At 36.0% G+C, this 12,875-nt stretch carries 9 protein-coding genes; 6 read left to right on the top strand and 3 right to left on the bottom strand.

The annotated features are described in order from the left end of the window. Position 1: 1 nt before the first annotated feature. From AC4PRO_RS11875 to AC4PRO_RS11865, 3 genes are all read right to left on the bottom strand, one after another. Positions 2–1,153: a formimidoylglutamase gene (locus tag AC4PRO_RS11875; RefSeq protein ID WP_492117486.1), complete on the bottom strand. Its 1,152-nt coding sequence runs from the start codon at positions 1,151–1,153 to the stop codon at positions 2–4. Between the two features lies 1 nt (position 1,154). Beyond that, the gene (gene topA, locus AC4PRO_RS11870) at positions 1,155–3,686 is read right to left on the bottom strand and encodes a type I DNA topoisomerase (RefSeq protein ID WP_492117485.1); all 2,532 of its coding nucleotides are present in this window, start codon (positions 3,684–3,686) and stop codon (positions 1,155–1,157) included. 418 nt (positions 3,687–4,104) lie between these two features. Continuing rightward, positions 4,105–4,872: a DeoR/GlpR family DNA-binding transcription regulator gene (locus AC4PRO_RS11865; RefSeq protein ID WP_074721484.1), complete on the bottom strand. Its 768-nt coding sequence runs from the start codon at positions 4,870–4,872 to the stop codon at positions 4,105–4,107. Between the two features lie 160 nt (positions 4,873–5,032). Here AC4PRO_RS11865 and AC4PRO_RS11860 point away from each other — a divergent pair, with 160 nt between their 5' ends. From AC4PRO_RS11860 to AC4PRO_RS11835, 6 genes are all read left to right on the top strand, one after another. After that, positions 5,033–6,613 carry a glycerol-3-phosphate dehydrogenase/oxidase gene (locus AC4PRO_RS11860; RefSeq protein ID WP_492117484.1) on the top strand — a complete coding sequence of 527 codons (1,581 nt, stop codon included), beginning with the start codon at positions 5,033–5,035 and terminating at the stop codon, positions 6,611–6,613. A gap of 26 nt (positions 6,614–6,639) precedes the next feature. Beyond that, entirely contained in the window at positions 6,640–8,136 is a 1,497-nt protein-coding gene (gene glpK / locus AC4PRO_RS11855) for a glycerol kinase GlpK (protein ID WP_074721488.1), read from the top strand. Positions 8,137–8,160: 24 nt separating this feature from the next. Beyond that, the gene (locus AC4PRO_RS11850; protein ID WP_074721490.1) at positions 8,161–8,889 is read left to right on the top strand and encodes an MIP/aquaporin family protein; all 729 of its coding nucleotides are present in this window, start codon (positions 8,161–8,163) and stop codon (positions 8,887–8,889) included. A gap of 26 nt (positions 8,890–8,915) precedes the next feature. Beyond that, positions 8,916–9,707 (top strand): hypothetical protein, encoded by a 792-nt coding sequence (locus AC4PRO_RS11845; RefSeq protein ID WP_492117483.1) that lies wholly within the window; start codon positions 8,916–8,918, stop codon positions 9,705–9,707. A 277-nt stretch (positions 9,708–9,984) separates the two neighbouring features. After that, positions 9,985–11,430: a tRNA (N6-isopentenyl adenosine(37)-C2)-methylthiotransferase MiaB gene (miaB, locus tag AC4PRO_RS11840; RefSeq protein WP_492117498.1), complete on the top strand. Its 1,446-nt coding sequence runs from the start codon at positions 9,985–9,987 to the stop codon at positions 11,428–11,430. An 86-nt stretch (positions 11,431–11,516) separates the two neighbouring features. Continuing rightward, on the top strand, positions 11,517–12,776 hold the full coding sequence (locus tag AC4PRO_RS11835) for a sigma-54 interaction domain-containing protein (protein ID WP_492117482.1): 1,260 nt from the start codon (positions 11,517–11,519) through the stop codon (positions 12,774–12,776). Positions 12,777–12,875: the final 99 nt, after the last annotated feature.

Raw genomic sequence — 12,875 nt, 5'->3', positions numbered from 1 at the left:
CCTAAATGTTATTTTTTCGCTGTGCCTTCCACCATCTTTCCGGCAGTTCCTGATTACACGCGTTTAAATATTCATCGTAAGAACAAGGTAATAACGTATTTCTCTTTAATTTATTATTTCCGTTTGAAATAAATGGTATTTCTATCCACCATCTATCCGTTTTATCGCTTTTATAAAAAACAAGAACCTCATCTTCGAGAGGCACAATGTATTTAATATAATTTTCACGGCTGCCAAAAGGATATTCATTAGATCGGTAATGAAACCCTTCTATAAAGTACCAGATTATCTGTGCGATTAGAACAGATTCCTGAGCTGAATTATTATGATTGAATACGCCAAATATAGAAACTTTATCACTAATTCCTGCATATCTTGACAAAGAACATATTTCCTTTCCATTAAAACCGTTGGGAGTGAAAGAATTAAAATTACCAGAATCCGATGATTTTACGGAGTTCAAATCAAGACTAACTACGTCCGCATCCCTAAATACTGGTTCAGCTAAAGCAATGTTGTTAGAAATTTCTCCTAATCTGTAGCTATCAAAAAACAACTTTTCGACCAAATCAATCTCTTCTTGCGAATTATAATAAGTCTGATAGCCAATATTGCAATAATTGAACAGATTGTTAGGTTCATCTATTATTATTTTAGTCAAATAAGATGAAGCAGACACCTCATCATTTTCTTTTCCAAAATCGAACTTACTGTCTATTGAAACTAAATTCACCATTTGTTCCAATTCGTCAAAAGCCCTGTAAAGCGCAAATGTTAAATCTTGGGAACCACCGATAACTATAGGTACAATTTTTTTCTTAATTAAATTTGAGACCACTTTTCGCAAAGCAAAATAAGAGTCTTCTATAGAATTCCCAGCCAAAATATCCCCTAAATCAGCAATTGAAGCATCCCAATTACCCGGAAACATAGTATACAATTCTTTACGAATTGCTGATAAATCAACATTTTCTGTAGCTTTACCACCTCCGCGGTTCTCTAATACCCCAATTACAGCGATATTAATCTTATTTAAATCCGGAAATTGGTTTTTTGTATGAAAAACCACCTTACTTCCCAACTGTTGAGAAGTCAACCCCTGAACTAATTCAAGAATTTCAGTATCGACAGGTTCTAAAAAATCAAATTCCATTCTATTTCTTTTTTGCTACAGGTTTCTTAACCGCGGGCTTTTTAGCAGCTGCTTTCTTAGCTGGCGCTTTTTTGGCAGCCACTTTTTTTGCAGGTGTCTTCTTAGCTATCATTTCCTGAACTTCTTCCAATGTCAATTTTGTAGCATCAACTTCTTTTGGAAGTTCAATTTTTATCTTTCCTTTGGTTATAACAGAGCGCCCCCAACGTGCTTTTTCAACTAAAATTCCTTCCTCTTCCCAGTTATGCAAAACCTTGTCAATATTTTTCTGCAATTTATCTTCAATCAAGGCTTCAATATCTGATTGTGACAAATTATCAAAATTATATTTCTTGCTTACATTAATAAACAAACCATTCCATTTGATAAAAGGACCAAAACGACCAACGCCTTTCTGAACACCCTCGCTTTTATAGACTGCAATAGGCGCATCAGCAATTGCTTTTTCATCAATTAATTCTTTTGCTCTATCAAAATCTACATCTAAAGGATTTTCTCCTTTTGGCAAGGACACAAAAGCAGCTCCGTGACGAATGTAAGGACCATAGCGGCCATTACTTACCTCAACTTCCTCTTCTTTATATACCCCTAAATTTTTTGGAAGTAAAAACAAATTCAACGCTTCTTCCAAACCAATATTTCCAATATTTTGGTCAGGCATTAAACTAGCGAATTTTTTCTCTTCATCATCTGCTTCTCCAATTTGAGCCATTGTCCCAAATTTCCCCAAACGAACAGAGACTTGTTTCCCGGTTTTTGGATCTTTTCCTAGAATTCTTTCTCCACTTTCTCTTTCGGCATTTGCCTCTACATCTTTTACTGTTGGATGAAATTGATCGTAAAACTCTTTCATCATAACCGCCCAATCAACATTTCCTTCGGCAATTTCATCAAAATCTTGCTCTACTTTTGCAGTGAAATTATAATCTAATATATTCCCGAAATTTTTTACTAAGAAATCAGTAACGATGGTCCCAATGTCTGTTGGTACTAATTTTCCTTTATCGGAACCTGTATTCTCTTTTAGTAAATTCTCCTCTAATTTTCCGGATTGCAAAATCAATTGCGTATACTTTCTCTCTTGTCCGTCAAGATTTCCTTTCTCAACATAGTTTCTGTTGATAATAGTAGAAATGGTAGGCGCATAGGTTGACGGACGACCAATTCCTAGTTCTTCCAGTTTTTTAACCAAAGAAGCTTCTGTATAACGCGCCGGAGGTCTTGAATAACGCTCCGTTGCTGTTATATAATTGTTTTGAAGTTTTTCATTGACTTTCATCGCTGGCAACATTCCTTCTTGCTCTTCTTCATCGTCATCATGACCTTCCAAGTATACTTTTAGGAAACCTTCAAAAAGTAAAACCTCGCCAGAAGCCGTAAAAATTTCACTGTGATTGTTAGCTTCAATTTTTACGTTTGTTCTTTCCAACTTTGCATCACTCATTTGCGAAGCCAAAGTTCTTTTCCAAATCAAATCATATAAACGGGCTTGATCTCTATCGATATTTACCGTATGACGCGACATGTCTGTAGGACGAATCGCCTCATGCGCTTCTTGTGCCCCTTTACTTTTATTGACAAAAGTTCTCGGTTTAGAGAATTCTTTACCGTAAGATTTAATGATTTCTGCCTCGGCAGCTTCCATCGCATCTTTAGAAAGGTTTACACTATCCGTTCTCATATAAGTTATAAGACCGGCTTCATATAAGCGTTGTGCTAATTGCATTGTAATCCCAACAGGTAAATACAATTTTCTTGCTGCTTCTTGCTGTAAAGTTGAAGTCGTAAAAGGTCCTGTTGGCGATTTTTTGGTTGGTTTTGTTTCTAAATCCGCCACCTTATAAGTAGAACCGATATTTTTGTTTAAAAAATCTTCTGCCTCTTTTTTAGTATTGAAATTCTTTGGAAGTTTTGCTTTGAATGACTTTCCTGATTCATTGGTAAACTCGGCAACAATAGAATAACTTGCTACTGCATTAAAGTTCTGAATATCTCTTTCGCGCTCCACAATTAAACGAACCGAAACAGATTGCACGCGACCTGCTGAAAGTCCACCTTTTATTTTCCTCCATAATACAGGAGACAATTCATACCCTACTAATCGATCTAAAACACGACGAGCTTGTTGTGCATTTACTAAATTATAATCAATTTCACGTGGATTATCAATCGCTTTTAGAATAGCAGTTTTGGTAATTTCATGAAATACGATTCGTTTTGTTTTTGCTTTATCTAATTTTAATTCTTCGGCTAGATGCCAAGAAATAGCTTCTCCCTCGCGATCCTCATCACTTGCCAACCAAACCATTTCGGCTTTTTTAGCTAATCCTTTTAACTTAGTGACTAAGGCTTTCTTATCAGGTGAAACTTCATATTTAGGTTTAAAACCATTCTCTACATCTACTCCTATTTCTTTAGAAGGCAAGTCGGCAATATGCCCATAACTTGACTCCACTTGAAAATCACTTCCTAAAAATTTCTCGATTGTTTTCGCCTTTGCAGGGGACTCCACTATTACTAAATTCTTTGCCATTGCTCTATTTTTCTGGGACAAAAGTATCTATTTTTTTTAAATATAGCACTTTTGAGAATTTTAAAAGTAGTCTTTACTACTAATAAGGATCAAAATACGGCCGCACTTTAGGGAAGGCACTAAAAAAGTCCTTAAACAAAATAATCTGAAAATTATTAAAAAGGAGCAGAACCGTTGTGTTTTAGCTCCTTTTTAGTTGTTATAATACGCTGTAGTCTAAGAAAAGTGAATTTGAATCAAAAAAGGCAATTAAATAAAATCAAAGTCTTACTTAATTGCCTTTTTTATCAATTATTGAAAAAGAGATACTTTTTCAGTGCCCTCCACTTTAGGCCGCTTTATCAGCAATAAACCATAAGTACAAACAATCAAACATTTATATATTAATAACTTACAAACCCTAAGATAAAAAACCAAATTATAATTTCCCCGCTACAACAACATTAATTCCGATTTCTTCGAGTTTCATTTTAGTTTCGACATCAATACCCTCATCAGTAATTAGTACATCTATTTTGTTCAGGTTACAAATTTTACCAAAACCTCTAATATTCATTTTTGTCGAATCGGCGAGGACGATAACTTTCTCAGCAACGTCAATCATTGCTTGATTTAAATGCGCTTCTAGAGCATTTGAAGTACTCAAACCAAATTCTAAATGAACGCCATCAGTACCTAAAAATAATTTATTACAAGAAAATTGACTCAAAATAGCTTCAGCAATAGGTCCAACGGCTGAAGTGGAGCTGTCACGAATATCCCCACCTAATTGAATTATGTCAATACTAGGCTCTTTACATAACTCTAAAGAAACCTTTAACGATGGAGTAAGTACTGTTAATTTATGAAAACCTTTAATAATTCGGGACAAATAATGAATATTAGAACCCGAACCTAAAATAATATAATCGCTGTTGCTTATGTATTTCAATGCTTCTTCTGCAATTTGCATCTTCTGCTCCACCTGCATTTCCTCCTTGTCATCAATATTACGCTCAAAAGCATACAGCGGTTTTTTACTTGCTCCGCCATGGGTCCTATGCAATAACTTTTCATTTTCTAAAAAATTCAAATCCTTTCGTATTGTTACGGTTGAAACATTATGAGCTTCACATAGGTCAACCACATTGACATATCCCTTTTGCTCTAACTCGTTTAGTATGTCTTGTTGTCTCCTGTTAATCAAAGCCTGTTTTATTAGTTATTACTACACAAAATAACATATTTTTTTTGAAAAATACAATTTTAACACATTGTTTTTGATAAAATAGCAAAACTTTCATTTTGTTTCATTAAGTTTGTAATGTGAAAGTAAATATATTAATATTACAATTAAAAAACACATTATGAAACTAAACGAACAATTATCAAAACTAAAACAGACTCCAGAATGGGATGTCATCATTATAGGTGGAGGAGCTAGCGGTCTTGGAACTGCAGTTGATGCCGCCAGCAGAGGATACAAAACTATTTTAGTTGAAGCAGTAGATTTCGCAAAAGGAACCTCGAGCAGAAGCACTAAATTAGTTCATGGTGGCGTACGCTATCTAGAGCAAGGTGATATCGCTCTCGTTAGAGAAGCACTAAAAGAACGAGGCCTGATGGCAGAAAACGCTAGACATCTTGTTAAAAATCAATCCTTTGTCATACCGAACTACACCTGGTGGGGTGGTTACTTCTATACACTAGGACTAACTCTCTATGACCTATTAGCCGGAAAATTAAGCTTAGGCCGATCAAAATATATTTCAAAGAAAAAAACGATTGAACTACTCCCAACAATAGAGCAAAAAGGATTGGTCAGTGGTGTTATCTATCAAGATGGTCAATTTGACGATTCGCGCTTAGCTATAAACATAGCACAAACAGCAGTAGAAAAGGGCGCTTGTCTTTTAAACTACACTAAAGTTGTTAATTTACTAAAAAACAGTAACAATCAAGTCACTGGTGTTCAGGTTAAAAATCAAGAAACTGGAGAATTATTCGACCTAAAAGGAAAAGCCATTATAAATGCAACGGGGGTCTTCACTAATGCTATAATGAAACTAAACGATACCGTTTATAAAAAATACATTGTACCAAGTCAAGGAATACATCTTGTATTTGATAAATCATTTCTACCAAGCGATCACGCATTGATGATACCAAAAACAAGTGACGGAAGGGTTTTATTTGCAGTGCCTTGGCATAATAAAATAGTAGTAGGAACAACCGACACCTTGATAAAAAGCCATAGTCTTGAACCAATTGCATTAGAAACTGAAATCGAATTTGTTCTAGAAACAGCACAGAGATTCTTAGCAAAAAAACCTACCCGTGCAGACGTTCTTTCTGTTTATGCAGGGTTACGACCATTAGCTGCACCAAAGGAGCCAGGTAAAAGCACTAAAGAAGTTTCCAGAAGTCATAAAATAATTGTTTCAGAAACAGGACTAATAACGATTACTGGAGGAAAATGGACTACGTATAGAAAAATTGCCGAAGACATTATTGATAAGGCAATACAGGTACGTCATTTACCAAAAAAGAAATGCAAAACAGAACACATTGCAATTCACGGAAACAAAATAACGAATGCAAAAGACCGCGAAAATCATTTATACATCTACGGAACGGACATTCCTAAAATCATAGAGCTACAAAATCAAGAACCCGAATTAAAAGAAAAACTACATCCTGATTACGAATACACTATGGCAGAGGTAGTATGGGCAATTCGTTATGAAATGGCTAGAACAATTGATGATGTTTTAGCAAGAAGAGTGCGCTTATTATTCTTAGATGCTCGTGCAGCTATTGCTTCTTGTGAAAAAGTTGCACAATTATTAGCAAAAGAACTTGGACATGACGAAATATGGACGCAAAATCAAATAGCTGAGTTTACAACTATTGCTAATGGTTTCCTCCTATCCGGTTTTAAAAAATAATTCTATTAACCAAATCTATAATAGCCATGAAAAAAAAATTAATCTTAACACTAGATCAAGGAACAACTTCGTCTAGAGCAATCGTCTTTAACCATGACGGAGAAATAGTGAGTGTTTCACAAAAACCTTTTGAACAGCTATTCCCAAAACCGGGATGGGTCGAACATGATCCTAAAGAAATTTGGTCTTCTCAAATCAGTTGCGCTGCAGAGGTGATTGCGAAAGTTGGTATTACAGGCAAAGAAATAGCTGCAATAGGAATCACTAATCAACGCGAAACAACAATAGTTTGGGACCGGGAAACTAGCGAGCCATTGTACAACGCCATAGTTTGGCAAGATCGTCGAACAGCAAAATATTGTAATGAATTAAAAGCAGCAGGCCACGCAGACATGATTCAAAAAAAGACTGGACTCGTTTTAGACGCTTATTTTTCTGGAACAAAAGTAAAATGGATTTTAGACAATGTAGAAGGAGCGCGGGAAAAAGCAGAACAAGGAAAGCTATGTTTTGGTACTGTTGACACCTGGCTAATATGGAAACTAACTCGAGGTAAAATGTTCATGACCGATGTTTCTAATGCAAGCCGAACTTTGTTATTAAACATCCATACCTTAGAATGGGATACGGAACTACTTGAATTATTCGATATACCAAGAGCAATGTTACCAGAGGTAAAACAAAGCAGCGAAGTATACGGAGAAACTAGCACTACCCTATTCTCTACAAAAATTCCAATTGCAGGTGTAGCAGGAGATCAACAAGCAGCACTTTTTGGACAATTATGTACCGAACCTGGAATGGTAAAAAACACTTATGGAACTGGTTGCTTTATGCTAATGAATACGGGAAACAAACCTGTTTATTCTAAAAATAATTTACTGACTACCGTAGCTTGGAAAATCAACGGCAAAACAACATATGCTTTAGAAGGAAGTGTTTTTGTAGGCGGAGCAGCAGTACAATGGTTGCGAGACGGTGCAAAAATGATCGATTCAGCAGAAGACATCGAAGCATTAGCCGCAAGTGTACCAGACAATGGAGGTGTTTATTTTGTACCTGCATTAACCGGTTTAGGAGCGCCGCATTGGGATCAATATGCCAGAGGAGCCATTCTAGGTATTACCAGAGGAACAACAAACGCACACATAGCAAGAGCAACCATAGAAGGAATTACTTATCAAGTATATGACTTAGTAAAGTCAATGGAAGCCGATTTTGGCGAAAAAGGAAAAGAGTTACGAGTCGATGGTGGAGCAGCTGTTAATAATTTAATGATGCAATTTCAATCTGATTTGTTTGGCTTTAATGTAATCCGACCGAAGATGCTTGAAACAACAGCACTAGGAGCGGCCTACTTAGCAGGACTGGCTGTCGGTTACTGGAAAAGTATTGACGAATTACAAGAACAATGGTCTATTGACCGTGTGTTTTCTCCTGAAATGCCAAAAGTCGAAGTAGACAAACTAGTAAGAAACTGGGATAAAGCCGTAGGACGTGCAGAAAACTGGATCGAAGACTAACTATAAATCATAAAAACATAAGATATGACACCATTTATAGCCGAAATAATTGGCACGATGTTAATGATTCTATTAGGAAACGGAGTTGTTGCAAACGTAGTTCTTAAAGGAACAAAAGGAAATAATTCAGGATGGATTGTAATTACTACCGCATGGGCATTTGCCGTTTTTGTAGGCGTAGTTGTCGCAGGACCAGTAAGTGGCGCGCATTTAAACCCCATCGTTACACTTGGACTAGCACTTATAGGCAAATTTGCTTGGAGCCAAGTAGCAACTTATGTTACTGCCCAAATAATTGGAGCTATGCTAGGCGCTTTTCTAGTTTGGCTCTCTCACAAAGATCATTTTGCCGCTACAGAAGATGAAACTGGAAAATTAGCTTGCTTTAGCACAGTACCAGCGATACGAAATTATTCTTCTAATTTAATCAGTGAAATCATAGGGACATTTGTCTTAATATTTGTAATTTTTTATCTTGGAGGACCAGAAATTAGTATGGCAGTTGCTGTAGATGCTAAAATTGGATTAGGTTCGATAGGCGCTCTACCGGTTGCAATTCTAGTATGGGCGATTGGATTAAGCCTAGGTGGGACAACGGGATATGCTATAAATCCAGCAAGAGACTTAAGTCCAAGAATTGTGCACTCCTTACTTCTTAAAGGGAGTAGCGACTGGAGTTATGCTTGGGTACCAATTGTCGGTCCGATAATAGGATCAAGTTTAGCTTCATTATGCTATTTAATGCTCAGTTAAAACCTCACTTACATAGATCAAATAAAATGAAAAAAGCACTAATTGTCGCTGTAATTTTACTTACAGGATTAACTGGATACGCTCAAAAAACAGCTATTTCAGACACAATAGAAACAACTAAGCAAGAGATCAAAAAATCTCGATTAGACTTTAATGTCAATCTTAGAACGAGCCACCTTTGGAGAGGCTTGGTGATCAACGACGGGATGACTGCCACCGGTTACCTCCATTATGCCCTAGACAAAAAACAACACTTTACCGTTGGTTTTTGGGGAGGAGCAGGATTTGCTGGTAACTATACTGAAATAAATTATTTTGTTCAATACCAAAAAAATGACTTATCCATTGGTTTATGGAATCTATTTAACACTAAGGGAATAGAAAATCCAGAGGTGTTCAATTATGATAAAAACACTACCACACATCTCATCGATTTAAGAACATCCTACCGCTTTCCATCGACATTTCCACTGCGAGTTGAGGCAGACGTATTACTGTATAGCGGTTTAAACGATCGCGAACTAAACAACGAAAATCAGTACCGAAGCAGATACTCCACTTACGTGGAAGTAAGCTACCCAATTATTAGAGACCAAAAAGTAAATTTAAATCTATTTCTGGGAGCAGCCTTTCCAATAATTGGAAGCAAACATTTATATACTAGCAACGTCGAAAGTAATTTTGATATTGTAAACGCAGGAATAGCACTCACCAAAAATATTGAAATATTTGATTATAAATTACCTGTTTCTGCAACCGCTATGTGGAATCCTGCTAACAAAATTGCAAGAATCCAGTTGGACGTAAGCTTGTTCTAACTTATAATTTTAATTTGTTAGTAAAAACTCTCTTTTAGAAATAGTAGGGAGTTTTTCATTTCTAAATATAATCTATTCCCTAGCCCAGATTAAAGTGAAAATCCTTTTCTCTCGTTTCTTTAACGAGAGAAAAGATTGTAACGGAAAGCTGGAAATAGCTCCATACTACGATTATGCAAGCTAATACAAATAAAAACCAAAAACATTGTTAAATCTTCATATGACATCTTGTCATATCTATTGCGATTGCCTTATCTTTGTGGCTTGAAAAAATATGATGGAAAAGATAATTGAAGAAAGCAAACAAGGCGAAAGTCTTGTACTGGAAAACAAACCCGAGAATACTAAAAAACTCTTTATAGAAAGCTATGGCTGTGCGATGAATTTTTCGGACAGTGAAATTGTAGCTTCCATATTGTCCACGAACGGATACAATACTACTCAAATTCTAGAAGAAGCCGATTTAGTTCTAGTAAATACCTGTTCCATTCGTGATAAAGCAGAGCAAACAGTAAGGAAACGGTTAGAGAAATACAATGCTGTGAAGCGTATTAACCCAAAAATGAAGGTTGGGGTTTTAGGTTGTATGGCAGAACGTTTGAAAGACAAATTCCTGGAAGAAGAAAAAATTGTGGATCTAGTCGTGGGTCCTGACGCCTATAAAGACTTACCTAATTTATTGGCAGAAGTTGAAGAAGGACGTGACGCCATCAACGTGATTTTATCTAAGGATGAAACTTACGGAGATATTTCACCAGTGCGATTGATGAGTAACGGTATTACAGCTTTGGTTTCTATCACTCGTGGTTGCGATAATATGTGTACTTTTTGTGTGGTGCCTTTTACCCGCGGACGCGAACGTAGCCGTGAACCACAAAGTATAATAAAGGAAATTCAGGATTTATGGGACAAAGGTTTTAAAGAAATTACGCTTCTTGGACAAAACGTAGACAGTTACCTTTGGTATGGTGGCGGATTGAAAAAAGATTTCGTGACCGCTTCTGAAATGCAAAAAGCAACTGCCGTTGATTTTGACCAATTATTAGAAATGGTGGCTGTTGGTTTTCCAAAGATGCGTATTCGCTTTTCGACTTCAAATCCGCAGGATATGCACGAAAGTGTTTTGCACGTAATTGCAAAACATCCTAATATTTGCAAACACATTCATTTACCAGTTCAGTCAGGAAGTAATAGAATCTTGAAGGAAATGAACCGTTTGCATAGTCGTGAAGAATACATGATATTGATTGACAAAATAAGAACTATAATTCCGAACGGATCTATATCACAAGATATGATTGCAGGATTTCCAACGGAAACAGAACAAGATCATCAAGATACGTTGAGTTTAATGGAATATGTGCGATATAATTTTGGATACATGTACTCCTACTCTGAAAGACCTGGAACTTTGGCAGGAAGAAAAATGGAAGATGATGTTACCGATGAAACCAAAGCTAGAAGATTACAAGAAATTGTGGACTTGCAACAAAAACATGCTTGGTCACGCTCTGAAGAATTTATTGGGCAAACTGTAGAGGTTTTAGTCGAAAAAGTTTCTAAAAAATCTACTGAAGAATTTTCTGGAAGAAACTCACAAAGTATCACAGTAGTTTTCCCGAAAGAAGCGTACGCTATTGGTGACTTTGTAAATGTAAAAATAACATCTTGTACTAGCGGAACTCTCAAAGGGGAAGCATTGGGATTTAGTGAAATGAATTAAAAAAAGTGTAAAGTTTAAGGTTTAAAGTTTTCCTCCATTGGCAAACTTTAAACTTTAAACAAAAACAACTTTAAACAATATAGAACATGGATACAGTTCAAGCTATAAAACAACGATTTGAGATTATCGGGAATGACCCGAAGCTCAATCGTGCGATAGAAAAAGCCATTCAGGTTGCGCCTACTGACATTTCAGTATTGGTTGTGGGTGAAAGTGGTGTTGGAAAAGAAAGCATTCCAAAAATCATACATTCCCTTTCGCATAGAAAACATGGGAAATACATTGCCGTAAACTGTGGTGCCATTCCCGAAGGAACAATCGATAGTGAACTTTTTGGCCATGAGAAAGGCGCTTTTACAGGAGCAACAAGCACTCGTGAAGGTTATTTTGAAGTAGCAGATGGCGGAACTATTTTTCTTGATGAAGTTGGCGAGCTCCCGTTAACAACTCAAGTTCGATTACTTCGTATTCTAGAAAATGGCGAATTTATGAAAGTTGGTTCTTCTCAAGTTCAAAAAACAGATGTGAGAATTGTAGCCGCTACCAATGTCAATTTATTTGATGCTATCGAAAAAGGAAAATTTAGAGAAGACTTATATTACCGTTTAAGTACCGTTGACATTCTACTGCCTCCATTGCGAGACAGAAAAGATGACATTCATTTATTATTCAGAAAATTTGCTGCTGACTTTGCCTTCAAATACAAAATGCCTCCACTAAAACTGGATGAAGGCGCAGTGCAAGTATTACAAAAATTTCGCTGGAGTGGAAACATTCGTCAGCTGCGTAATGTTGCTGAACAGGTTTCTGTTCTAGAGACTAATCGCGACATTACTGCTGCTGTTTTACAATCTTATTTACCTTCTGAAGGAAGTAATCTACCTTCAGTAATAAAAGATAAGAAAAGCGATAGCGATTTTAGTAACGAAAGAGAAATTTTGTACAAAGTCCTTTTTGACATGAAAAGCGATTTACATGATCTAAAAAAACTTACTTTAGAATTGATGGAAAATGGCAGTTCTAAAGTTCAGGAAACCAATAAAAACCTGATTACAAAAATATATGGATCTAAAGAAAATGATAATGAAATTGACTTTGAAGAAGAACCGAGAACAGCCTTAATTTCGAGCCAAAGCAATGAAGGAAACTATCAGGAGAATGACGATAATTACCTTTTTGCAGAAACTGTGGAAGAGGAAGAAGAAGTATTGAGATTAGAGCAAAAGGAAATCGAAATGATTAAAAAATCATTAGAGAAAAATAAAGGAAAAAGAAAAGCAGCAGCAGATGAATTAGGTATTTCTGAAAGGACTTTATATCGAAAAATCAAACAATTCGATTTGTAACACAAATAAAACTTCAAAAATCAATTCTATAATCCAAATTAGTATATTTGGCAAAATTGAAAATTATAAATTCGATCGAGTTGGAATTTGAATTTTCAA

This window comes from Flavobacterium sp. DW-iso2 (assembly GCF_058725285.1).
This window is presented reverse-complemented; position numbering and strand designations above follow the sequence as displayed.